Raw genomic sequence first — 22,613 nt, 5'->3', positions numbered from 1 at the left:
GGCGACCATGTCGTCGATCAGGCGGTGCTCGTAGGTGAGGCCGGCCGCGTCGAACTTCTCCTTGTACTCGGTGTCGAAGACCTCCTGGAACAGGTCCTTGAAGCGGCCGTCGTAGGCCTTCAGGATCGTGTTCTTGGTGGACAGGTAGACCGGGTACTGGCGGTCGAGGCCGTAGTTGAACGAGGCGCGCGCGAAGTCGCGGATGGACTCGTCCTGGTTGTACATGCCCATCGCGACGCCGGCGCCGGGCGCCTGGTAGATCTCGAAGCTCTGCGCCTCGCCGCCGTCGGCCGGCTGGAAGCTCATGGTGAGGGTGCCGGGGCCGTCGAAGGTGAAGTCGGTGGCGCGGTACTGGTCGCCGAAGGCGTGACGGCCGATGACGATCGGCTTGTTCCAGCCGGGGACCAGGCGGGGGATGTTGGAGATGATGATCGGCTCGCGGAAGACGACGCCGCCCAGGATGTTGCGGATGGTGCCGTTCGGGCTCTTCCACATCTTCTTGAGGCCGAACTCCTCCACGCGGGCCTCGTCGGGGGTGATCGTGGCGCACTTGACGCCGACGCCGTGCTTCTGGATGGCGTGGGCCGCGTCGATCGTGATCTGGTCGTCGGTCTCGTCGCGCTTCTGGATGCCGAGGTCGTAGTACTCGAGGTTCACGTCGAGGTACGGGTGGATGAGGGAGTCCTTGATCGCCTGCCAGATGATGCGCGTCATCTCGTCGCCGTCGAGCTCGACGACCGTTCCTTCAACCTTGATCTTGTCCACTGGTTCTCCTGGGTCTCTGCCGTGTTTCAGCCGACGACAGCTTACCGGAGCGCGGCAACTATCTTGACATCGAGACAATTTCGTCCAGGTGACGGTCAGAATCGCCGCGACTATGCCGGGGTCGCCGCCGCACGTTACCCTTTCGATATGGCTGAGTTGAGACTGGAAGAGTTGAGCGCGAAGAACGTCGTCGCAGCGAACGCGCTCACGTTGAAGCCGGGGCAGGAGCAGTTCATCGCTCCGGTGTCCTACTCGGCCGCGGCAGCCGTCGCCGACCCCACCACCTCCTGGCAGCGCGTCGTCCTCGACGGCGACGACGTCGTCGGCTTCATCATGGGCGACTTCGATCCGCACGCCCAGCACGAGGAGTTCCGCGCCATCCTCTGGCGCATCAACGTGGACGCGGACGACCAGGGCCGCGGCATCGGAACGTTCGCGGTGCGCGCGCTGGCGGACGAGGCGCGCAGGCGCGGCCACGACCGCCTGCACGTGATCTGGGAGTCCGGCGAGCTCGGCCCCGAACAGTTCTTCCTGCGCAGCGGCTTCCAGCCGATCGGCGAGACCCAGTACGGCGAGACGATCGGTGCCCTCGACCTCTGACGCGCAGGAGCCGGCCCCCGGCGACGGCACGGACTTCGCCTCGCGCGTGCTCGCGGTCGTGGACTCCATCCCGCCCGGGCGCGTGATGACGTACGGCGACGTCGCGGCGGCCATCGGCTCGCGCGCCGCCCGCATGGTCGGCCAGGTGATGGCGTACTACGGCGGCGAGGTGCCGTGGTGGCGCGTGGTCCGCGCGAGCGGGCACCCGCCCGCCGATCACGAGCACATCGCGCTGCAGTACTACCGCGCGGAGGGCACTCCCCTGCTCGGCGGCGGGACCACGGCCTACCGCGTCGACCTGCGCGCGGCGCGGCACACGCCTTGACAGGACCCACGCGGCGGGGTCATCCCTCAGACCGATGCGGGTCCCAGGTTCATGGTGTTGACTGGCAGAGATCGTCCACCGTCCTCACAGGAGCTTCCGTGCCCCGTTTCCGCCGCGCCGGCCTCGCGCTGACCGTCGTCCCCTTCGCGCTCGCCCTGTCCGGGTGCTCGGTCGTCGGCGCGTTCACCCCTCACGTCGAGCCGGCCATCTACGACTCGGCCAAGGAGTTCAAAGCCGCGGACACCTCCCCCATCGGCTCGCCGACCTTCATCCCGGACGACGCCACCGTCATCCGTGTCGACTACGACACCCAGACCGGCGCCGCGATCATGACCTACACCTCCAAGAAGCTGCTGGTCGACGGCGTCTGCAAGAGCCAGACCACCGCCCCCAAGCCGACCATCGACGACAGCTGGTGGCCGGTCAGCGGCATCCCGTCGACCGCCTCCAAGTGCCCGGACGGCTGGAGCGCCTTCGCCATCGGCTCCCAGGTCTACGCGGCCCGCACGGCCGCGAAGTAACGGCGGCGGACGCGGCGCCGACGGTCCCCGTTCGGAACGATTGCCCAGTGCTCGAACGGGCCAACACGCACCGAACGGGGACACTCACGCGTAGCAGACGTCGATCACGCCGCACCTACTCCGCGTACTCCTTCACGAGATCATCCTGGAAGAAGTCCCGTTCGATCACGAGCGCTCCGGCGACGGCTTTGTCGATCGTCAGGAGGACGCTCTGCGAGGATGCAGACGCCGAGGGATCCCGGAAACTCTGGGGGGCGAAGATCCCCGTGCTCACATCGGAGAGACCGCGGAGGGCATCGACCACGCCTTTCCTGGTCAGATCTCCTGTGTCGCACGCCGCGTCGAGCGCCTGACCGAACACGCTGGCTGTCGCGTAGCCGTAGTTGACGAAGATCGTCGGCAGGCCGTCCGGGAACGCGGCCGTGTAGGCATCAGCGACAGTAGCGGCCTCCTCGGAGCCCTCGGCACCGAACGGGAGGTAGGAGAGAACGACCCGCACCCGGTCGGCGATCTCTCCGCCTGCTGCGGTGTCGAGCAACGCCGGACCGAAGGCCGGTCCCTGGGTGAGCACCGGCACCTTCAGCCCGAGGGCCGCGGTACCGCTGACGATGCCCGCGAGCTGCGGGGGCGTCCCCGAAACGACGATGGCGTCGACCTTCGCGTCGACCAATTGCTGGACCTGCGCACTGTAATCCGTCGCCGTCGGCTCCACCGCGATGTCGACGATCTCCATGCCCTTCTTCTCCGCATAGAACACCGAGCCCTTCAGCGCATTCTCCCCGTAGTCACCAGGGAGGTGCACGTGACCGATCGCGCTGCCCGTGGAGATGGTGCCTTCTTCGGCCAGCGCGCTCAGTCCGTTGATGATGTCGTAGGGATAGATCGTGCCCGTGATCGGGATCGCGTCGTCGCCGAGGAAGTCGCTCGACCACGACGCGACGAAGGTCGGAATGGCCTTGCCGTCGATGTCCTGCTTCAGCGCGTTCACCTGGGGAGAGCCGAGCAGCTGGGTGAAGCCGAGGATGTCCGGCTCGAGCTCGGCGAACTGGGAGACCGCCTTCTGGACATCGTTGCCGTGATCGCGCACCTCGACCTTCACGGTGTATCCGCAGATTCCGCCATCGGCGTTCCGCTGATCGAAGTAGAGCTGATTGCCCTGGGCAAGCGTGGTGCCGAGAGCCGCGTACGGCCCGGTCTGGTCGGTGAGGGCCGCGACCGTCAAGGTGGTGCCGCTGACCCCGAAGTCCGTCTTCACCCCATCGCCGCCGGACGCCGACGAAGAACCTTTCGCGGAACATCCGGACACCAGCGCGGCCGTGGAGACGATGGCGATACCCGCCAGAACCGTCCTCGTGGTTGTCATCGCAGTTTTCCCTTCTTTAGTGATGCTGTTGCGGTGCAGGAATCGACGGCAGAGCCCGAGCAGCGGTGGCGCTCAGAACGCACGGGGCCGAATGACACGTGCCCAGGCCCGCGCGCCCAGCCTGGCGATGCCCGCCGGCTCGACGACGATCAGGACGACCACGAGTACCCCGAAGAGAATCGAGGACACCGTCGCGGCGTCGTAGCCTCCGGAACCTCCGGCCGCCAGCAACCCGGCTCGAGACGCGTAGCTCTCCAGGAGCAGTGGTGTCGCCGTGACGATCACGGCCCCGATCACCGCCCCCGCCACCGACCCGAGACCCCCGATCATCGCCATCAGAAGAAAGCTGATCGACAGCGGCAGTCCGAAGTTCTGCGGTGTCAGGTAGGCATAGGCCAGACCGCTGAGGATGCCGGCGCCGCCCGCGAAGGCCGAAGAGACGACGAAGGCGGCAGCCTTGTGGTGCTGCACATCGATTCCGAGGGCTGCCGCAGCAGCCTGGTTGTCCCTCACCATCGCGAACGCTCGCCCAGGGCGGCGGACCATGATTCCCCTGGCCAGGACCGCGGCGACGATCACCGAGAACAGAGCGAGATACCAGAGGCGTTCCTGTGCCCCGAAGGGAACGCCGACGATGTCGAACGGCGGGGACGCGCCGCTGAGCTGGAAACCGAAGATCTCGAAGGGGACGATTCCGCGCCCGTTGACTCCGCCCGTCACGACCGACAGGTTCTTGAGAAGATGCTGCCGGATGAAGACGAGTCCCAGTGAGGCGACGCCGAGGTAGAGTCCGCGCAGGCGAGCGGCGACAGGACTGAACAGCAACCCGGCGACGGCGGCGAGCGCGACACCGCCGATGGCGGCCGCCACGGACGGCCATCCCGGCCCCTCCGGATCCGCGAGTGCCGCATAGCCATACGCTCCCACCGCGGCGAAGAAGGCGTGCGCCAGCGAGAGCTGGCCTGCCGTGCCGACGAGAAGGGTCAGACCGATCGCCACGACGGCGGCGGCCATCGACCAGGAGCCGATCTTGAGCACCTGCGCGTCCACGTAGAACGGCAGGGCCGCGAGGACCAGAAGCAGAGCGGCGAGCACGGCGCGGCGCAGCCACCCGCCGTTCCGTCGCGAGATCGAGCGGGCGTCAGACACGGATGAGCTCCTTCGTTCCGAAGATGCCTGTGGGGCGTGCGAGCAGGAAGAGGATCATCAGGATGTATGGCGTGACGTCCCCGATTCCGCTTCCGAGGAAGCCGAGGGACGCCTCGTAACTGGTCGCGGCTGTCTGCGCGACGCCGACGATCAGCCCGCCGACGATCGCCCCGACGCTGGAGTCCAAGCCGCCGATGATGACGGCCGGGATCGCGTGGAAGGCCAGGAGGTGGCTGTTCGCGTCGAGCCCCGGACTCGGGAACATGGCGAGGAAGATGCCGGCCGTCGCGGCGAGCGCGCCGCCGATGGCCCACGCGCTGAGTGAGATGTTCCGCTGGCTGATCCCCATCAGGGCCGCCGTCTCCGAGTCCGCGGCGGACGCCCGCATCCTGATCCCGAACCGGGTCGTACGGAAAACCACGAAGAAGACGACGATCAGCGCGACGCCGGCGACCAGGGCGATGACCCTGGTGAGCGGGACCGTCGCGCCGATGACGGAGATGGTGGTCGATCCCCACGGGTCGTCGACGGTCGCGAATGTCGTCCCGATCAGCCGGGAGGTCTCCGCGACCAGGATGACGTCGAGACCGACGGTGAGGATGCTGAGAACCAGATGGTCGGCGCGGCGGGCGAGTGCGATGACGCGGTCGAGGAGCGCCCCCAGCAGAGCGGCAGCGGCGATGCCCAGCGCTGCGGCCGCAGCGAAGCCGAACCGTTCGGTGAGCAGAGCCGTCACATAGACTCCGACGACCATGACCGACCCCTGGGCGAGATTGAACACGCGGGTGCCCTTGAAGATGGTGACGAAGCCGAGCGCGATCAGGCCGTAGATCGCTCCGAGCGAGAGGCCGAGAACGAGCACCTGGACGAGTTTCATGGAAGCGCGATCCTTTCATCGGCCGTGGTGGATTCCGGCTGGCCGAGGTAGGCGGCGATCACGGCGGAATCCTGTCGAACGGCGTCCGGACGGCCGTCCGCGATCACCCGGCCGAAGTCGAGCACGGTCACACGATCGGCCAGCGCCATGATCAGCGGCATGTCGTGCTCGACGATGAGCACCGTCGTTCCCAGGGAATCCCGGATGGCGCGCACGATTCCGGCGATCTCGCGCTTCTCGCCATCTGGCATCCCCGCGACCGGCTCGTCGAGCATCAGGACTCTGGGCTCTGAGGCCAGCGCCCTCGCCAGCTCGACCTTCTTCCGGCCCCCGTACGACAAGACTCCGGCCGGAGCGTCCAGGGCGTCGCCGAGCCCGACGAACTCAGCGATCTCGCGGACCCGCTCCCGGTGCAACGCCTCCTCGCGCCGCACTCGAGGCAGCCCGATGGCGGCGCCGATGATTCCGGTCTTCATCAGCCGGTGCCGGCCCACCATGATGTTGTCGATCACGGGAGCGTGGGGAACGAGGGCGATGTTCTGGAAGGCACGGCCCAGCCCCAGCTCGGCGATCCGGTGCGGACGGAGCCCCGTCACGTCGTGACCGTCCACGCGGACCGTTCCCGTCTCGGGCCGGTAGAGGCCGGAGATCACGTTGAAGGTGGAGGACTTGCCGGCGCCGTTGGGTCCGATCACGGCGTGGATCGTGCCGGGGGCGACCGAGAACCCCACGCCGGCGAGCACCTGGACGCCGCCGAAGCGCAGTGAGACGCCGTCGACCTCGATCCCGACGCTCATGACGCCCACCGGCCGAGCGTCGCGCTCCGCGTCCCACGGGGCGCGCTCTCCTCCTCGGCCGTCCCGCCCAGGTACATGCGCCGTATCTCCGCGGACGCGCGCAATTGCGACGCCGAGGCCTCCAGCGACACACGCCCCCGCTCCAGGACGATCCCGCGGTCTGCGATGGAGAGCGCCATCGCGGCGTTCTGTTCCACGAGCAGTACCGTGATCCCCGCCCGGTTGATGTCGGTGAGGGTGCGGCCGATCTGCTGGACCACCTTGGGGGCGATCCCGAGGGAGGGCTCATCGAGGAGCAGCATCCGGGGCCCGCTCATCAGCCCTCTCGCGATCGCCAGCATCTGCTGCTCGCCGCCCGAAAGTAGCGACGCCGACTGGCGGCGCCTGCGGCCGAGCACCTCGAACATCGCGTAGGCGAGGTCGATCCGCCGCCGGCGCAGGGCAGCGCCGCGCACCGACGCCGCACCGGCGAGAAGATTGTCCTCGACAGTCAGGTCGGAGAAGACATGACGCCCTTCCGGCACGAGTGCAAGCCCCTGCTGGACGATCCGGTGCGGATGCGTCCGGTCGATGCGCTTCCCGCCCAACCGGATCTCACCGGACACCAGTCGGCCGCCGTGGAATGCCAGCGTCCCGGACGCAGCGCGCATGAGCGTCGTCTTGCCGGCACCGTTGCCGCCGATCAGGGCGCAGATGATCCCTTCCGGCACCTCGAATCGGGCCTCTTCGACGGCTTGGACGCCGGCGCCGTAGCGCACGGAAACGTTGTCGAATGCCAGCAAGCGGCTCTCCTCATCGAGCTCGTGGGCCGACGGCGGCGCCCGTGACCGCCACGCGGTCGGCGGGCTCCGCCGTTCTCACGAACCGAATGTCCCGCGGAACGGAGTTGCCCCTCAATCCCCCGTTCCGTCTGACGAAACACGCCCAGCGCGGCGCCGAACTCTGCCCGAACCGATCGTCGTGGCAGGACCACTCCCTGTCTGGATGACGACCCAGGCGATGAGGAGCGCACCAGACCGGTGGTCGCGGGATGCGCGGGAGAGGTCCCGAGCGCGGTTCGGATCTCGGCCGGCATGGCCACTACGACGCCCCATGCGCGACCCGCGCCTACCCCTCCGCCCCCTGCACCGCTCGCGCCGGGATGGTCAGCTCGACGATCGTCCCGAGCCCAACGACCGAGCGCACGTCCACGTGCCCGTCGACCGCGTCCACCCTGTCCCGCAGGCCCTCGAGTCCTCCGCCCTGCTCGATCGTGGCGCCGCCGCGGCCGTCGTCCTTGACCACGACCGTGACCACGTCGTCCTCGCGGGTCACCAGCACGGCCACGTTCCGCGCCTGCGCGTGCTTGGCCGCGTTCGCGAGGCACTCGGAGACGCAGTAGTAGATCGTCTCGGCGATCACGTTCGGCAGCGGCTCTGTCGTCTCCACGCGCACCTCGACCGGGAGGTGGCTGCGCTGCGCGAGCTCCTGGATCGCCGAGCGCAGGTCGCCGTCCGTCAGCACCGTCGGGTGGATGCCGCGGGCCAGCTCGCGCAGCTCGCGGAGCGCGTCGGCCAGCTGCGCCGACGCGTTCTCGAGGTCGCCGGCGAGCTCCCGGTTGCCCGCCGCCTCCGCCTTCGCCGTGGCGATGCGCAGGCTGATGGCGAGCGAGACCAGCTGCTGCTGGGAGCCGTCGTGCAGGTCGCGCTCCAGCCTGCGCCGGGCGTGGTACCCCTCCTCCACGATCCGCAGGCGCGACTCCCTCAGCTCCTGGATGGTCTGCTCCAGCCGGGCGCGCAGGCGGTCGTTGTCGACCGAGAGCAGGAGGGCGGACGAGACCGCGTCGAGCAGCCGGTCGTCCTGGCTGAGCGCGACATCGTGCTCGATCAGCGCGATCGGGCCCTGATCCGAGTCGATCGCGCGCGTCGACCGACCGGGCCGATCGTGCTCCGCGGGGTCGTGCGCCGGCTCACCGTCGCTCGTCACGTAGCCATGCCGGGTCTCGTCCCACCAGAACACCCGCAGCGAGCTGTCGTGCAGCGTCCTGGCGAGGCTCGACTCCCACAGGCCGCGGTCCACCTTGTCGCGCGCGACGATCACGAGGTCGGCCACCCGCGAGCGCAGGCCCCGCGCGTAGAGCACCCCGGCGACGAACGCGGGCGGGATGAGCGCGATGGCGACCGGCGGGATGAACTCGATCACGCTGCCGGCCCAGCCCAGGTCGAACGCGAACTGCAGGGAGTCCTGCAGCGTCCCGTACACCCAGAGCAGCAGGGCCAGCGGCATCACGAACGACACCCGCCGCGCGGGCAGGGAGCTGGTGAACCAGCGCACCGTCAGCCGCACCGCCACCGTCAGCATGAGCGCGAGGCCGACGAGCCGCCAGCCGAGGCCGAGCGCGAAGTCCGCGTCGACGCTCGGGAACACTGCGAACGCATTCGTCACGCAGCCGCAGTCGCTGCGCGTCGGCATCGAGAACAGCAGGATGCCGACGAAGCGCACGAGGAAGGCCGCCGCCACCGCCCCGATCATCCACCGGTCGAAGCGCGACTCGATCCGCCCGCTCGGGTAGCAGAGCACGAGGAAGCCGACGAACACGGCCCACAGGTCGGTCACGCCGGCGAGCAGCGGCCAGGCCCAGCCGACCTCGCGCGCCAGCGGATACCAGGCCCCCGCCGACCAGAACAGCGCGGCGCCGATCATCACCCAGCCGGGCACCGGGCTGCGCACAACGCGCCAGGCGATCACCGCGCAGATCACATAGACGAGGGCGACGCCGACGAACACCAGCGCCCAGCCGATCCCCGCCGGCCGCGGGCCGTAGTCGTCGGCGATGGCGCTGAGCACCTGCGGGAGCACATTGGCCGCGACCGTGACGGCCACGGCGAGCGCGCGGAGCCACAGCCGCGCGGCGTTCACGCTCCGTTGTCCCGACCGAGGAAGCGGAGCACGGCGAGCACCCGCCGGTGCCCCTCGGCGGAGTCCTCGACACCGAGTTTCGCCATGATGTGCCCGATATGGGATTCGACGGTGCGCAGGCTCACGTGCAGCTCCCCCGCGATCCCGACGTTGGAGCGGCCCTCCGCCATCAGCCGCAGCACGTCGCGCTCCCGGCTGGAGAGCGACTCGACGGTCGCCTCGGTGGAGCGCGCGGTCACCAGCAGTCCGACGACCTCCGGGTCGACGACGGAGCCGCCGGCGGCGACGCTGCGCACGGCGTTGACCAGGGTGTCCGCGTCGGCGACGCGGTCCTTCAGGAGATAGCCGGTGCCGCTGCCCGCTGTCATCGCGCGGATGGCGTACGCGGCGTTGGTGTACATCGAGAGCAGCAGGACGCCGACCCGCGAGCCGGACGCGCGCAGCCGTTCCAGGGCGACGAGTCCCTCGTCGGTGTGCGTCGGCGGCATCCGGATGTCCAGCACGACGGCGTCGATCGCATCGTCGGCTCCGACGACGTCGAGCAGCTGCTCGGCCGTGTCGACCGACGCCACCACCTCGACGCCGCCCGCACGCAGGATCTGGCCGATGCCTTCGCGGAGCAGGACGGCGTCGTCCGCCACCGCGACCCGGAGCGGGCGGGACTGAGAGCTCTGCCCCGCGACCACGCGCTTACCTTAGCAGGCTGCGAATCGCCTCACCGCTGAGTTCCGCCTTGCTGATGAAGCCTTCCGCGCCGCTGTCGGAGACCCGCGTCCCGTAGTCGCGCACCGACCGGCTGGAGGTGAGCACGACGGCCGCTCCCGTCTCGTGCATCGCGCCGACCAGGTCGAAGCCGTTCCCGTCGGGGAGCCCGATGTCCAGGAGCACCACATCCGGCGTCAGCCTGCGGCTCAGCTCGATCCCGCCTGCGCCGGTCTCGGCGTCCCCGACGACGGTGAAGCGCTCCAGCGCGAGCAGCTCGGCGGCCTGCGCTCGGAAGCGAGCGTGGTCGTCGACGATCACAACGCGGAGGCACATGCTGACCATCATCGCCTCCGTCCGACGGGCACCGCATCCGTGCTGACACGCACCCAGAACGGGTGACCCCCCGGATGCGGGCCAGCACCGCGCACCGGGACCATATGAGACAAGCTCAGATACCCGAGGAGAGCCGATGCCCACTGCCACCCGAACCGCCGGCCCGACCGGCGCCGTCCGCACGGACGCCGGGGCGGTCGCGGTGGGCTCGGAACCCCGGGGGGACCGCGAGCGCGCCATCGCGTCCATCGCCGCGATCGCCGCCGGGCGGGAGCTCCCCCTCGTCGTGATCGACCTGGAACGGGCGCGCAGGCAGTACCGTGCACTCCGCGATGCGTTCGGCTGGGTGGACATCCACTACGACGTCAGCGCGCTGGCGCACCCCGCACTGATCGCGGCCGTCGCGGACGGTGACGGCGGCTTCGAGGTCACCCACGAACAGGCTCTCGCCGCGCTCCTGCGCACCGGCGCAGACCCGCGCCGGCTCCTGCTCGCATCGCCGGCCGAGCACGCGGACGCCGCGCGCGCCGGCTTCGACCTCGGCGTCCGGCGCTACCTGGTCGACGGGATGCGCGACCTCGCGGCGCTCGCTCCCCTGCAGGCGGCCGACGGCCGCCCGCGGCCGCTCCTCCGGTTGCAGCCGGGGAATGCCGACCGCGGCGCGCGGGCCGCGGCGCGCGGCGTCCGTCCCGGTGAGGCGGTCCGCATCGCTCGCGACGCCATGCGCGCCGGACTCCCGATCGCCGGGCTGTCGCTCACGGTGCCGCCCGCGGCGACGCCGGCGGACTACGTGCGGGAGATCGTGCACGCGATGGGCGTCGCCGCCGACATCGAGGACACCACCGGACGCAGGCTGCCGATGCTCGACCTCGGCGAGGGCTTCCCCGGCCGCGCGGCCACCCGTCCCGCCGAGCGCGACGAGCTGGCGCGCGCGATCCGCGGGATCGTCGCGCCGGCGACCTCCGGCATCGCGATCACGGCGTCCGCGGGCCGGGCGGTCACGGCCGGCTGCCTGCTCGTCCTCGGCGGCACCGTCGAGCGCGACGTCGACCCCGCTGTCGCGAGCGCCTGCATCGACGCCGGAGCGGAGGTGGTCGTGCTGCGCGAGCAGCCGCGGCGCTTCCCCGGCCTCCCGTTCTTCCGCGGCAGGGACGGCGGCGCGCATCGCGTCCTCCGCCCGCGCGGCTCCCTGACCTGGTCGGCTGGCTGAACTCGACCCCCGCCCGCCCACCACGGCGGCGGGCCCGCGGGAGAATGGCTTCCTCCCGCGGGCCCGCCGGCACCACCCTGCTCCGCTACACGAGCGAGTCGCGCCAGGCCGCGTGCAGCTGCGCGAACCGGCCGGTGCCCGAGATGAGCTCGTCCGGCGTGCCGTCCTCGACCACCTTGCCGTGTTCCATCACGAGCACCCGGTCGGCGATCGCGACCGTCGACAGCCGGTGCGCGATGATCACCGCGGTGCGGTCGGCGAGCAGCGTCTGCAGCGCCTCCTGCACCAGGCGCTCGCTCGGGATGTCGAGCGAGCTGGTCGCCTCGTCCAGAATGAGCACCGCCGGGTTCGCCAGGAACGCCCTGGCGAACGAGATCAGCTGGCGCTGACCCGCGGAGACCCGGCCGCCGCGCTTGTTCACATCGGTGTCGTAGCCGTTCGGAAGACCCTGGATGAACTCGTGCGCGCCGACGGCGGTCGCCGCCTCCACGATCTCCTCCCTGGTCGCGTCCGGCTTGCCGAGCGCGATGTTGTCGGCCACCGACCCGCTGAACAGGTACGCCTCCTGAGTGACCATGACGATCGCGCGGCGCAGGTCCTTCGGGTGCATGTCCCTCAGGTCCACTCCGTCCAGCGTGACGGCGCCCTCGCTCGGGTCGTAGAACCGTGAGATGAGCTTCGCCAGCGTCGACTTGCCCGCTCCGGTGGACCCGACGAGCGCGATGGTCTGCCCCGCCGGGATGTCCAGGCTGAACTCCGGCAGGATGACGCGGTCCTTCTTGTAGGCGAAGGTCACGTCGTCGAAGCGCACGTGGCCCTCCGCGGTCCAGAGGTCGGTCGGCTTGACCGGGTCAGGGACGCTCGGCTCCTCCTCCAGCACGCCCGAGATCTTCTCGAGCGCGGCCGCGGCCGACTGGTAGGAGTTGTAGAACATCGCCATCTCCTCCATCGGGTCGAAGAACCGGCGCGTGTAGAGCAGCGCGGCGAGCAGGACGCCGATGGCGAGCGAGCCGTCCGCGACCCGGAAGCCGCCGACGAGCAGCACGACACCGACCGTGACGTTGCCGATCATCACCAGTCCGGGGTCGAAGATCCCGAACAGCTGGATGACGCGCGCGTTCACGTCGCGGTAGTCCTCGACCAGACCGCCGAACTCCTTCTCGTTGCGCTTCTCCTTGCGGAACGCCTTGACCGCGCGGATGCCGGTCATGGTCTCCACGAAGTGCACGATCAGCTTCGCCGACGCCACCCGCGAGATGCGGAACAGCACCTGCGAGCGCTTCTGGAACCAGCGGGTCAGCAGGTACAGCGGCACCAGCGAGCAGACCAGCACGACGCCGCTCACCCAGTCCAGCGCGAACAGGGCGATCGCGATGAACAGCATGTACAGGAAGCCCTGCACCAGCTGGTTGATGCCGGAGTCCAGCAGCTCGCGGATCGAGTCGAGGTCGCTCGTCTGCCGCGAGATGATGCGGCCGGACGTGTACGACTCGTGGAACTCGAGCGACAGCTTCTGGGTGTGCAGGAAGACCCGCTTGCGCAGGTCGATCAGGATGGCCTGGCTGATCCGCGCGCTCAGCACCGTGTACCAGGCGATCAGGACGGCGCCGATGACGCCGGTGACCAGGTACGCGACGCCGGCGGCGGCCACCGGGAGCCAGTTCTGCGACTTCAGTGCGCTGATGCCGTTGTCGATGCCGAACGCGATGATCGCGGGGCCGGCGACCTGGCCGGCCGTACTGATCACGACGACGATCGCGGTCAGCACCAGCCGGAGCCGCAGCGGGTGCAGCAACGAGCCGAGCAGGCGCAGCGAACGCCGCCGGATCTGCCGGCTCTCCTCCTTGCTGAGGTCGTTGCGCTCTTCGCCTTCGACGCCCAGGACGGTCGCGGTGCTCACAGGTTCACCTCCTGAAGGATCTCCTCGTTCTGATCGTCCTCGAGACTGGAGAGGACGAAACGGTAGTGCTCGCTGGTCGCGAGCAGCTCGTGGTGCGTGCCGACGGCGGTGATCCTGCCGTCCTCCAGCAGCGCCACCCGGTCGGCGAGCATGACCGTCGACGGACGGTGCGCGACGACCAGGGCCGTCGTGGAGGCGAGCACGCGCCGCAGGGCGGCCTCGACGAGCGCCTCGGTGTCCACGTCCAGTGCGGACAGCGGATCGTCGAGCACCAGGATGCTGGGCGCCGCCGCGACCGCACGCGCGAGCGCGAGCCGCTGGCGCTGGCCGCCGGAGAGGCTGAGCCCCTCCTCGCCGACCTTCGTCTCCACACCCTCCGGCAGGTCGTACACGAAGCCGGCCTGCGCGATCTCGAGCGCCTCGGTCAGCACCTTCTCCGCCTCCGGGGAGGCCGGGTCGAGGCCGTCGCGGCCGAGCAGCACGTTGTCGCGCACGGACGCCGAGAACAGCGTCGCGTCCTCGAACGCCATCGCGATCGCCTTGCGCAGGTCGTAGCGGGTGAGGTCGCGCACGTCGACGCCGTCCACCCGCACCGAGCCGCCGGTGACGTCGTACAGCCGCGTGGTGAGCGCGGTCAGCGTCGACTTGCCGCTTCCGGTGAGGCCGACCAGCGCCATCGTCTCCCCCGGTTCGACGCGCAGCTGGATGCCGTCGAGCAGGTCGGGGAAGCGCGCGGGCGAGTCCTGGTACCGGAAGTGCACGTCGTCGAAGACGAGCTCGCCCTTCGGGTCGGTGATCGTCTTCGGCTCCGCCGGGTCGGTGATGGCGTTGGTCTCGTCCATCACCTCGAAGAACCGGTCGGCCGCTGTGCGCGTGTCGAACGTCATCGAGAGCAGGAAGCCGATCGACTCGATCGGGAATCGCAGCACGGTCGCGGTGGCGAAGAACGCCACCAGCTCGCCGACCGACAGCGCGTCCTGCGACGCCAGCCAGACGCCGACGACCAGGCAGATGCCGAAGGCGACGTCCGGCACCAGCAGCAGCCACAGCCAGATGCCGGCGATGGCCTTCGCCTTCTCGATCTCCGTGCCGCGCAGCTCCTCGGCCTGCGACTCGAACTTCTTGAGGGCGTGCTTGCCGCGGCCGAACGCCTTGAGCACGCGGATGCCATGCACCGACTCCTCGACGGCGGTCGCGAGGTCCCCGGCCTGGTCCTGGCTGCGGCGGGCGACGATCGAGTACTTCTTCTCGAACACGAACCCGTAGATCCACAGCGGCACCGAGAGCACCAGGAAGATCAGGCCGAGCAGCCAGTTCCAGCCGATCAGGATGGCGAAGCCGACGATGATGGTGACGACGTTGACCACGAGCAGGACGATGCCGAAGGACAGCCAGCGGCGGATCAGGCTCAGGTCGCTGACGGCGCGCGAGAGCAGCTGGCCGCTCGGCCAGCGGTCGTGGAACGCGACGGGCAGGTCCTGCAGCTTCTCGTAGAGGGCGTTGCGCATCCGCGCCTCGACGTGCGTGCCCGGCGTGAGCACGAACCAGCGGCGCAGCGAGATGAACACCGCTTCGGCGGCGCCCAGTCCGACCACGAGCAGCGCGGCGGGCCACACCGCTGTCGGGTCGCCCGTCGACAGCGGACCGTCGACGAGCCAGCGCAGCACCTGCGGGATGCTGAGCACGACGAGGCTGGCCAGCAGCGCGGCGACCATCCCGAGCACGATGCGCGGGGCGGCCGACTTCGCGAACGGCAGGATGCGCAGCAGGGTGCGGACCGTGCCGGTCCGCTTCTTCTCTTCTCTTTGTGGCGGGTGCTGATGCGTTTCAGCGATAGACATGAGTTCCGTTTTCTCTGTGAATGCGTTTTCTTCGATGGGTCGACTCCGACCCGCTGAGCGTGCTGAGAGGTCGCGAAAGTGCCGCTGTGAGCCGCGAAAGGCGGTCCTCGTGTGAAGATCCGGGCCCACGGATGCCCGGGCGGTGTGCCGGCGACGTCAGCCGGAAGCGCGATCCGTCCTGGGACCTACCAGGCGGGGGCTTGCTCCGGGGACGCGTACGCAGCAGCGACGAGCCCGAACACGGTCACGGTTCGTGTGTTCTCTGTCGTTGTCATGGCGTCCTCCCGTAGCCCGATGCTCTTCTTCCGAATGCCGCAACAAGGCAGCCCTACAGCTTATTGCCAGGAATGCATGCAAAGCAAGAGCGGCGGTCAGATCGGTCGGCTGCTCGCCCAGCAGTCGTCCCCGCCCACGGACCGCCCGGTCCGCTCCGATTCGCCGAGAAGGCGGGCCGTTCGTGACGAACGCGGACCGTTCGTGACGAACGCGGACCGTTCGTGACGAACGCGGACCGCTCGTGACGAAGGGGGAGGTGCGGAGAGGGCGATCCCGTTCGTGACGAACGCGGGCCGTTCGTGACGAACGCGGACCGCTCGTGACGAACGCGGGCCGTTCGTGACGAACGCGGACCGTTCGTGACGAATGCGGACCGTTCGTGACGAACGCGGACCGCTAGTGACGAACCGGGAGGTGCGAAGAGGGCGATCCCGTTCGTGACGAACGCGGACCGTTTGTGACGAATGCGGGCCGTTCGTGACGAATCGGGAGGCGCGAGGAGCGCGGTCGCCCTCAGCGGATGCGGATGGAGAGGCAGGTGACGCAGCCCTCGAGCTTCTCGAACTCGCTGATCTCCACCGGGATGACGGTGTAGCCGAGGTCCTCGACCAGCGCGATCGACTGCGGAGCCGACGACGACATCAGGACGGTCTCGTCGTCCAGGACGACGACGGCCGTGCCGTGCGCCTCGGGGACGGGCAGGAAGCGCTCGAAGACGCGCGGCTCGTCCACGATCGGCTCGTAGCCGATGACCGTGCCGTCGGGAAGCGCGGTGACCGCGGTCTTCAGGTGCAGGGCCTTCGTGACCGGCACCGCGACCACGGTGTAGCCGAGCGGGGCGACGAGCGCGCGCAGCTGGCGGATGCCCTCCGCGTTGGTGCGACCGCCCCGGCCGACGTACACGGTGTCGCCGACCTTGAGGACGTCGCCGCCCTCCAGCGTTCCCGGCTCCTCGATGCGCTCCAGGCGCAGGCCCTGCGCGCGCAGCGCGGCCTCGGTGCCCGCGGTCTCCGGCCGGCGCGAGTCGGCGCCGGGACGCGTGATGACGGCGGTGTCGCCGAAGACGACGGCCGTGTCCTCCACGAACACGGAGTCGGCGAGGCGGTCGGCGCTGGCGACCTCCACGGTCTGCCAGCCCGCCTCGGAGAGGGCGGCGACGTAGCCGTCCCACTGCTTGTCGGCGAGCTCGGTGTCGATGCTCTCGCGCTCGATGTGCGTCACGAGTCCCTCGGCGAGGTTCGCCGCGGGGATGCGCACCAGTGCGATCCGGCGGCCGGTCTCGCCGGGACCCGGGACGGTGAGGACGCGGTAGATCGCGTCGCCGGCGGTGGGGAACGCGATCGCGATCGCGAGCCAGAACGGCATGTTCAGGGTCAGGAACCACTGGAAGATCTGCTGCCAGGCGCTGCCGGACAGGGTCACGTTGAGCGACGTGAACAGGACGATCGTGCCGAGGAAGGTGCTGACCAGGGCGACGACGATGCCGGTGACGACCGCGATCCAGCGCCGTTCCATCCCGCCGAGCAGCGCACCGGCGAACGCGAGCACCAGCGCGACCAGCGTGTTCCAGACCACGTACTGCATGATCGTGCCCAGCGCGTTGATGTTCAGGCTGTTGGCGACGAGCAGCACCACGGTCGCCGCCACCAGACCGATGGCGGCGACCGCGACGGCGGACACGATGGATGCGACGAGCCGGCGGGCCCACGAAGAAGTCATGGACTCCAACCTAGCGGACGCTTGCTATGCGTTCGCTGGCTCGCGCAGGCGCGCGACGGCCAGCTCCTCGGCCGCCTCGAGGGTCGTGATGCCGCGCTCGTCCGCGGCCTCGAAGATGCGGGCGACGGTCTCGCCGATCCGCTCGACGCGCTCCTGCGTTGCGGCGGCCGACGGCTCCTCCTCGTTCATCATCGAGAGGAAGATGACGCCGCCGGCGTTGACGACGAAGTCGGGCGCCCACAGGATGCCTCGGGCCGCGAGCCGCGCGGCGCCGGAGCGCTCGGCGAGCTGGTTGTTCGCCGGTCCGACGACGGCGCGCACGCGCAGCTCGTCGATCACGGCGTCGGTGAGCACACCGCCGACACCGGCAGGGACGAACAGGTCGCCTTCGACCCGGTGCGCCTCGGCCGGCTCCACCCAGGTGGCGCCGAGCGCGTCGGCGAGCGCGCGCTTGGCCGGGTTCACGTCGGTGACCGTCAGCCGGGCGCCCTCGCTCGCGAGCCGCATTGCGATCAGCGACCCGACGTGGCCGAGCCCGAGCACGGTGACGCGGCGGCCGTCGACGGAGCGCGTGCCGAACGCGCGCTCGAGGGTCGCGAGCAGGCCGGCGTAGACCCCGGCAGCGGTGGCGTCGCTCGGCTCGCCGACGCCGCCCTCCGCGGGCGGCAGGCCGCACACGTGCGCGGTGCGGGAGGCGACGACGGACATGTCCTCCGCGCTCGTCCCGACATCCTCGGCCGTCATGTAGCTGCCGCCGAGACTCTCGACGGCGTCTCCGAGGTCGAGCATGACCTCGTACTTGTCCGTCGGCGTCAGTTCACGGCCGCGCGGGACGTAGACGACCGCCTTGCCGCCGCCGCGGTTCAGGCCCGCCGCCGCGTTCTTCATGGTCATGCCCTCGGCCAGGCGCAGCGAGTCGCCGACCGCCTCCTGCCAGGAGTCGTACGTCCACACCCGGCAGCCGCCGAGAGCGGGACCGAGGACCGTGGAGTGCACCGCGATGCTGATGGTGAGGCCGCTCCGCCTCCCCTTCACCACGTGCAGTGTTTCGTGCGGCAGGTCGGTGGGCAGGACGGACATCGGTGTCTCCTCGTGGGATCGCGGTGAAAAGGGTGACGGTCTTGTGGACCGCCGTCCATTCTCCCGCGAGCCGGGCGAACCCGCAATCGGGCGGAGGTCGGCCCGCGGGTGTCGGTTGACCGATAGCAACCTGATAATGTGTGAAAATTCAGACAGCCTCCGGAGGACCCACCCGTGCTACCCGACCGCAAGCTCCGCGTCATGGTCGACGCTACGAGCATCCCGGCGAGTCACGGAGGCGTCGCACGCTATATCTACGGGATGCTCCAGGGGTTCGCAGCCGACTCGGTCGAGCTCATCGTCGTATGCCAGTCTGACAGTGCGGAGACGCTGGCTGCGATCGTGCCGTGGGCCACCGTCCGGACGACGTCGCCCATCCTCCGCGCCCGCCCGATGCGGATGCTGTGGGAGCAGATAGCCCTCCCTCGCATGCTCCGCGAGGTCCGTCCCGACGTCCTGCACTCGCCGCACTACAGCTTCCCGCTCGTCGGGAACGTCCGGCGCGTCGTCACCGTGCACGACGGGACGTTCTTCACCCACCCCGAGATGCACAATCGGGTGAAACGCACGTTCTTCCGAACCTGGAGCCGCGTGTCGTGGCGTCGGGCAGACGCCGTCATCACGCCGAGCCAGGCCACGGCCGACGAGCTGGCGCGCATTCTCGGCCCGCGCCCGGATGGGGTCCACGTCGCCCGCCTCGGGGTCGATACCTCGCGCTTCCACCCGCCGACGCCGGAGGAGCTGAGCGCGTTCCGCCGGGACAACGACCTCGAGCCGAACGAGCAGTGGTTCGCCTTCCTCGGGACGATCGAACCCCGCAAGAATGTCGGCTCGCTGCTCGACGCCTACCTCGGCCTCCGGGCTGAGCTCGGCCCGGCTGCGCCGCGCCTGCTCATCGCCGGTGCCCGCGGATGGGACGTGAAGACGCTTGCGCGGCTGGATGCGCTCACCGGCGACTCGGGCGTGAAGGTCTTGGGGTATGTCCCGCTCGAACACCTGGCGGCCCTGCTCGGCGGCGCCGTCGCCGTGGTGTATCCGAGCCACGCCGAGGGCTTCGGTCTCCCGGTCGTCGAGGCGATGTCGTCAGGAGCCACCGTCATCACCACACCGACGCTCGCCATCCCGGAGGTCGGCGGCGACGCTGTCGTGTACAGCGATCCCGACGTCGCATCGCTCCGGAAGACCATGACGGAGGTCCTCGCGGCGGAGCTCACCAGGGCCGATCTGTCGGCCCGGGCCATCGCACGAGCAGCGACCTTCGACTGGGCGGCGACCGCGGCTGCGCACCTCGCGGCCTACGTCGGAGGCGAGCCGATCCAGCGCGTCATCACCGCAGCATGAACCTGCGGCGCATCTCCTCGCTCGCCGGTGACCTCCTCCAGGTCAACCGCGCCTTCCTCACCAGCGGTGCGCGGCGGTCTCACCTGCGCGAGGCCGTGAAAGTGGACGGCTTCGACCGACGACGGGACGCCCTCATCCGCGAGGACGAGCGCGCCGCACCGGCGGCGGCCGTTCCGTACGCGCGGCTGGCCGAGACGAGCCTCACGCTCGCGGGCATCCGGACGAAGCCCACGCGCGACCGCACGGTCAACCTGGTGATCGGCGAAGTGCGCAGCTCCGGAATCTTCGCGGGCGTGCACACCGCGGTCACTCTGTCGGCACGCCTGGCCACGGCTCTCGGCGCCGGACTGCGCATCGTCATGCTCGACCCGACGTCGACCGACAACTCGCGGGCAGGTGCGACGGCGGCAGCGCGCCGCATCGTCGGGGACGACCTCCGGCTCGACATCGTCCCGCGGGAGGGCATCCGCGCGGCGGAGTACGGCACGGACGACGTCTGGGTCGCGACGCATTACAAGACGGCGCACGCCGTGCAGGTGGCGTGCGAGGTCGGCGCCATCTCCAGCGAGCGCGTCGTCTATCTGATCCAGGACTACGAGCCCGGGTTCGTCGCCTGGTCGACGGAGTCCGTGCTCGCGGAGGCCACCTACCGGGCGGGCTTCCTCCCTGTCGTGAACTCCATGCCGCTCTGGGAGTACCTCACGGGTGAGGCCGGCCTCGACATCCCGCGCGACCTCGTCTTCGCTCCGGCGTTCGAGGAGGAGCGGCTCCGTGAGGCAGCGGCCGCTCGGCGGAGGACACCGACCGCTCGAGTGCTCTTCTACGGTCGTCGTAGCAAGCACCGCAATCTCTTCGAGCTCGGCGTCTCGGCGATCAAGGCGGCGGCTCTCGAGCTCGGCGACGATGTCCGCAGAACCGAGTTCGTCTCCCTCGGGGAGCCGCACGACGACATCCCATTACCAGGGGGCGCCATGCTGACCAGCAGGGGCCGTCTCGCCTGGGAGGGGTACTTCGCCTTCCTGCCGACGGTGGACGTCGCGCTCTCGCTGCAGCAGAGCCCGCATCCCAGCCACCCGCCGTTCGACGCCGCGATCTCCGGCGGCCTCGCCGTCACGAACGACTTCGCGGGGACGCGCGGGGAACTGCACCCGCGGATCACGGCGGCACCTGCCGACACCGCGAGCCTCGCGGCGGCGCTGATCACCGCGATCCAGTCCTCCTGGGACGCCGAGCCAGGCGAATTCCGTCCCGTCGCCGCGGGATCGCTCGGCGGAGGCCTCGACCAGGTGGTCTCGGTCGTGGTCGAACGGCTCGCGGGCCGGCTCAGCGCTGCTTGATCGCCTCTTCGTAGGCCGCGATAACCGGCTCCGCATCCCCGGCCGTCTTCAGCACCCCGTTGTCGAGCCACGCCGCAGCGTCGCACATCTCTCGCAGCATCGCCATCGAGTGGGTCACCAGGACCACGGTGCGGCCACGCTCCTTGAGCTCCCGGAACTTCTGGGCGCACTTCTCCCGGAACGCCGCGTCCCCGACGGCGAGCACCTCGTCCACGATGAGGATGTCGGGGTCGACGTTTATCGCCACCGAGAAGCCGAGGCGCACGTACATCCCGCTGGAATAGTTCTTGACGGGCTGGTCGATGAACTTCTCGATGCCGGAGAACTCGACGATCTCATCGAACTTCCGCGTGATGTCCTTCCGGCTCATCCCGAGGATCGAGCCGTTGAGGAAGACGTTCTCGCGGCCGGAAAGCTCAGGATGGAAGCCGGAGCCGAGCTCGAGGAGGGAGGCGATTCGCCCGTGCGCCGTGAAGCCGCCCTCGTCCGGGTACAGGATGCGCGACAGGCACTTGAGCAGGGTCGACTTGCCGGAGCCATTCTGTCCGATCAGGCCGAACGTGGTACCGCGCGGGACGTCGAACGATACGTTGCGAAGCGCCCAGAAGTCCTCGTAGACGGCCTTGCGGCCACGCATGAGAGCCGTCTTGATGGAGTTGTTGCGTTCGCGGTACAGCCGGTACTTGAGCGAGAGGTTCTCGACGGACAGCGCGACGTCGTAACTCACAGCAGAACCGCCAATCTCTTCTCGTTGCGCGAGAAAACCAGGAAGCCGACCAGAAACATGCCGACCGCCCAGCCGAACGACCACAGCGTGTCGTCCAGGGCGGGCCAGCGGTTGTCGTACATCAAGTCACGGAAGACGCTCACGAACCGCTCCATCGGGTTCAGCCGGTAGAGCGTCAGCAGCCACTCGCCGTGGCTGGCGGCGGCGCGCTCGACCAGGCTCAGCGGGTAGATGATCGGCGTGAGGTAGAGCCACAGCTGCAGCGCGATGGTAGTGAAGTGCTGGATGTCGCGGAAGTGCACTGTGACGATAGCCAGCGTCATCGACACGCCCGTGGCGAACAGGGCGAGCAGGAGCATCTGGCCGACCACCAGCGGGAGCCAGGGCAGGATTCCTCCGCCGCCGAAGATGATGAGGAAGACCACCAGCAGGCCCATCTCGTTGAGCCACGTGAATCCGGTCGAGCCCGTGACGGCGAACGGGAGATTCATCCGGGGGAAGTAGACCTTCTTGATCAGTTGCGCGTTGGAGGTGATCGAGGCGAGGCCGTGATTGACCACGCGCGAAAAGAACGTCCACGGCAGCAGACCGCACATCAGCCACAGCGGGTAGATGTCCAGCCCGCTCGGGTCGCCGACCTCGGGCCGTGCACGCAGGATCACCGCGTAGACGAGGGTGTAGACGAGCATCGACGCGAGCGGGTTGACCAGCGACCAGAGTTGGCCGAGAACGGTCCGCCGGTACTTCGATCGCACATCGCGCAGGACAAGGTTCGCGAGAAGCTCACGCGAAGCCCACAACTCTGCGAGCGAGCTCACGAGAGAGGGTTTACGTTCACGATACACAGAC

At 69.4% G+C, this 22,613-nt stretch carries 21 protein-coding genes; 6 read left to right on the top strand and 15 right to left on the bottom strand.

Annotated features, from left to right (window positions below):
- Nucleotides 1-765 (bottom strand): NADP-dependent isocitrate dehydrogenase (locus ACTHMF_RS12880; RefSeq protein ID WP_440318088.1); only part of this gene is annotated, 765 nt, incomplete at its 3' end.
- Between the two features lie 147 nt (nucleotides 766-912).
- Between ACTHMF_RS12880 and ACTHMF_RS12875 the strand changes: the two genes are divergently transcribed.
- The 3 genes from ACTHMF_RS12875 (at nucleotide 913) to ACTHMF_RS12865 (ending at nucleotide 2,211) form a co-directional block, all read left to right on the top strand.
- A complete protein-coding gene (locus ACTHMF_RS12875) occupies nucleotides 913-1,365 on the top strand; it encodes a GNAT family N-acetyltransferase (RefSeq protein ID WP_314148307.1) in 453 nt (150 codons plus the stop codon).
- Entirely contained in the window at nucleotides 1,349-1,690 is a 342-nt protein-coding gene (locus tag ACTHMF_RS12870; protein ID WP_440318086.1) for an MGMT family protein, read from the top strand. Before ACTHMF_RS12875 ends, ACTHMF_RS12870 begins: the two co-directional genes overlap by 17 nt.
- A 98-nt stretch (nucleotides 1,691-1,788) precedes the next feature.
- Nucleotides 1,789-2,211 (top strand): hypothetical protein, encoded by a 423-nt coding sequence (locus tag ACTHMF_RS12865; RefSeq protein WP_314148305.1) that lies wholly within the window; start codon nucleotides 1,789-1,791, stop codon nucleotides 2,209-2,211.
- 115 nt (nucleotides 2,212-2,326) lie between these two features.
- Here the strand turns inward: ACTHMF_RS12865 and ACTHMF_RS12860 are convergent, their stop codons facing one another.
- The 8 genes from ACTHMF_RS12860 to ACTHMF_RS12825 form a co-directional block, all read right to left on the bottom strand.
- Entirely contained in the window at nucleotides 2,327-3,574 is a 1,248-nt protein-coding gene (locus tag ACTHMF_RS12860; protein ID WP_440318085.1) for an ABC transporter substrate-binding protein, read from the bottom strand.
- A 72-nt stretch (nucleotides 3,575-3,646) separates the two neighbouring features.
- Nucleotides 3,647-4,669, bottom strand: coding sequence for a branched-chain amino acid ABC transporter permease (locus ACTHMF_RS12855; RefSeq protein ID WP_440318084.1), 1,023 nt, complete (start codon nucleotides 4,667-4,669; stop codon nucleotides 3,647-3,649).
- Between the two features lie 46 nt (nucleotides 4,670-4,715).
- Nucleotides 4,716-5,600 carry a branched-chain amino acid ABC transporter permease gene (locus ACTHMF_RS12850; RefSeq protein WP_314148302.1) on the bottom strand — a complete coding sequence of 295 codons (885 nt, stop codon included), beginning with the start codon at nucleotides 5,598-5,600 and terminating at the stop codon, nucleotides 4,716-4,718.
- Nucleotides 5,597-6,397, bottom strand: a complete 801-nt coding sequence (locus ACTHMF_RS12845) for an ABC transporter ATP-binding protein (RefSeq protein WP_314148321.1) — start codon at nucleotides 6,395-6,397, stop codon at nucleotides 5,597-5,599. The genes ACTHMF_RS12850 and ACTHMF_RS12845 overlap by 4 nt, the downstream gene beginning before the upstream one ends.
- The gene (locus tag ACTHMF_RS12840; RefSeq protein ID WP_440318081.1) at nucleotides 6,394-7,179 is read right to left on the bottom strand and encodes an ABC transporter ATP-binding protein; all 786 of its coding nucleotides are present in this window, start codon (nucleotides 7,177-7,179) and stop codon (nucleotides 6,394-6,396) included. Before ACTHMF_RS12840 ends, ACTHMF_RS12845 begins: the two co-directional genes overlap by 4 nt.
- Before the next feature lie 325 nt (nucleotides 7,180-7,504).
- Nucleotides 7,505-9,295, bottom strand: a complete 1,791-nt coding sequence (locus tag ACTHMF_RS12835; RefSeq protein ID WP_440318079.1) for a sensor histidine kinase — start codon at nucleotides 9,293-9,295, stop codon at nucleotides 7,505-7,507.
- A complete protein-coding gene (locus ACTHMF_RS12830) occupies nucleotides 9,292-9,981 on the bottom strand; it encodes a response regulator transcription factor (protein ID WP_440318077.1) in 690 nt (229 codons plus the stop codon). Before ACTHMF_RS12830 ends, ACTHMF_RS12835 begins: the two co-directional genes overlap by 4 nt.
- 4 nt (nucleotides 9,982-9,985) lie before the next feature.
- Nucleotides 9,986-10,333 carry a response regulator gene (locus tag ACTHMF_RS12825; RefSeq protein ID WP_314148297.1) on the bottom strand — a complete coding sequence of 116 codons (348 nt, stop codon included), beginning with the start codon at nucleotides 10,331-10,333 and terminating at the stop codon, nucleotides 9,986-9,988.
- A 136-nt stretch (nucleotides 10,334-10,469) separates the two neighbouring features.
- On the opposite strand from ACTHMF_RS12825, the gene ACTHMF_RS12820 reads away from it, so the two are divergent.
- Nucleotides 10,470-11,543, top strand: coding sequence for a hypothetical protein (locus tag ACTHMF_RS12820; protein ID WP_440318075.1), 1,074 nt, complete (start codon nucleotides 10,470-10,472; stop codon nucleotides 11,541-11,543).
- Nucleotides 11,544-11,628: 85 nt separating this feature from the next.
- Here ACTHMF_RS12820 and ACTHMF_RS12815 read toward each other — a convergent pair whose 3' ends face one another.
- From ACTHMF_RS12815 to ACTHMF_RS12800, 4 genes are all read right to left on the bottom strand, one after another.
- On the bottom strand, nucleotides 11,629-13,443 hold the full coding sequence (locus ACTHMF_RS12815) for an ABC transporter ATP-binding protein (protein WP_440318073.1): 1,815 nt from the start codon (nucleotides 13,441-13,443) through the stop codon (nucleotides 11,629-11,631).
- On the bottom strand, nucleotides 13,440-15,284 hold the full coding sequence (locus ACTHMF_RS12810) for an ABC transporter ATP-binding protein (protein WP_440318071.1): 1,845 nt from the start codon (nucleotides 15,282-15,284) through the stop codon (nucleotides 13,440-13,442). Before ACTHMF_RS12810 ends, ACTHMF_RS12815 begins: the two co-directional genes overlap by 4 nt.
- Before the next feature lie 789 nt (nucleotides 15,285-16,073).
- A complete protein-coding gene (gene ddaH, locus ACTHMF_RS12805) occupies nucleotides 16,074-17,279 on the bottom strand; it encodes a dimethylargininase (protein WP_440318069.1) in 1,206 nt (401 codons plus the stop codon).
- A 24-nt stretch (nucleotides 17,280-17,303) separates the two neighbouring features.
- On the bottom strand, nucleotides 17,304-18,359 hold the full coding sequence (locus tag ACTHMF_RS12800; protein WP_440318067.1) for a Glu/Leu/Phe/Val dehydrogenase dimerization domain-containing protein: 1,056 nt from the start codon (nucleotides 18,357-18,359) through the stop codon (nucleotides 17,304-17,306).
- Nucleotides 18,360-18,560: 201 nt separating this feature from the next.
- On the opposite strand from ACTHMF_RS12800, the gene ACTHMF_RS12795 reads away from it, so the two are divergent.
- Together ACTHMF_RS12795 and ACTHMF_RS12790 are read left to right on the top strand one after the other, a co-directional pair.
- Nucleotides 18,561-19,700 (top strand): glycosyltransferase family 4 protein, encoded by a 1,140-nt coding sequence (locus ACTHMF_RS12795; RefSeq protein WP_440318065.1) that lies wholly within the window; start codon nucleotides 18,561-18,563, stop codon nucleotides 19,698-19,700.
- On the top strand, nucleotides 19,697-21,037 hold the full coding sequence (locus ACTHMF_RS12790; protein ID WP_440318063.1) for a rhamnosyltransferase WsaF family glycosyltransferase: 1,341 nt from the start codon (nucleotides 19,697-19,699) through the stop codon (nucleotides 21,035-21,037). The genes ACTHMF_RS12795 and ACTHMF_RS12790 overlap by 4 nt, the downstream gene beginning before the upstream one ends.
- Here ACTHMF_RS12790 and ACTHMF_RS12785 read toward each other — a convergent pair.
- Complete coding sequence (locus ACTHMF_RS12785) at nucleotides 21,024-21,764, bottom strand: ABC transporter ATP-binding protein (protein ID WP_440318061.1); 741 nt, start codon at nucleotides 21,762-21,764, stop codon at nucleotides 21,024-21,026. The genes ACTHMF_RS12790 and ACTHMF_RS12785 overlap by 14 nt on opposite strands.
- Entirely contained in the window at nucleotides 21,761-22,582 is an 822-nt protein-coding gene (locus ACTHMF_RS12780) for an ABC transporter permease (protein WP_440318059.1), read from the bottom strand. Before ACTHMF_RS12780 ends, ACTHMF_RS12785 begins: the two co-directional genes overlap by 4 nt.
- Nucleotides 22,583-22,613: the final 31 nt, after the last annotated feature.

The sequence above is a fragment of the Leifsonia sp. genome (assembly GCF_051955155.1).
In the GTDB taxonomy this organism is placed as follows: domain Bacteria; phylum Actinomycetota; class Actinomycetes; order Actinomycetales; family Microbacteriaceae; genus Leifsonia.
The sequence above is the reverse complement of the archived record's forward strand: the minus strand, read 5'-3'. Positions and strand labels throughout refer to the sequence as shown.

What these genes read in the sequence shown, in the direction of transcription:
- ACTHMF_RS12875 (WP_314148307.1), top strand. Translation starts at nt 913, where the DNA reads ATGGCTGAGTTGAGACTGGAAGAGTTGAGCGCGAAGAACGTCGTCGCA.
- ACTHMF_RS12860 (WP_440318085.1), bottom strand. Translation starts at nt 3,574, where the DNA reads ATGACAACCACGAGGACGGTTCTGGCGGGTATCGCCATCGTCTCCACG.
- ACTHMF_RS12850 (WP_314148302.1), bottom strand. Translation starts at nt 5,600, where the DNA reads ATGAAACTCGTCCAGGTGCTCGTTCTCGGCCTCTCGCTCGGAGCGATC.
- ACTHMF_RS12845 (WP_314148321.1), bottom strand. Translation starts at nt 6,397, where the DNA reads ATGAGCGTCGGGATCGAGGTCGACGGCGTCTCACTGCGCTTCGGCGGC.
- ACTHMF_RS12825 (WP_314148297.1), bottom strand. Translation starts at nt 10,333, where the DNA reads ATGTGCCTCCGCGTTGTGATCGTCGACGACCACGCTCGCTTCCGAGCG.
- ACTHMF_RS12820 (WP_440318075.1), top strand. Translation starts at nt 10,470, where the DNA reads ATGCCCACTGCCACCCGAACCGCCGGCCCGACCGGCGCCGTCCGCACG.
- ACTHMF_RS12810 (WP_440318071.1), bottom strand. Translation starts at nt 15,284, where the DNA reads ATGTCTATCGCTGAAACGCATCAGCACCCGCCACAAAGAGAAGAGAAG.
- ddaH (WP_440318069.1), bottom strand. Translation starts at nt 17,279, where the DNA reads ATGACTTCTTCGTGGGCCCGCCGGCTCGTCGCATCCATCGTGTCCGCC.
- ACTHMF_RS12800 (WP_440318067.1), bottom strand. Translation starts at nt 18,359, where the DNA reads ATGTCCGTCCTGCCCACCGACCTGCCGCACGAAACACTGCACGTGGTG.
- ACTHMF_RS12795 (WP_440318065.1), top strand. Translation starts at nt 18,561, where the DNA reads ATGGTCGACGCTACGAGCATCCCGGCGAGTCACGGAGGCGTCGCACGC.
- ACTHMF_RS12790 (WP_440318063.1), top strand. Translation starts at nt 19,697, where the DNA reads ATGAACCTGCGGCGCATCTCCTCGCTCGCCGGTGACCTCCTCCAGGTC.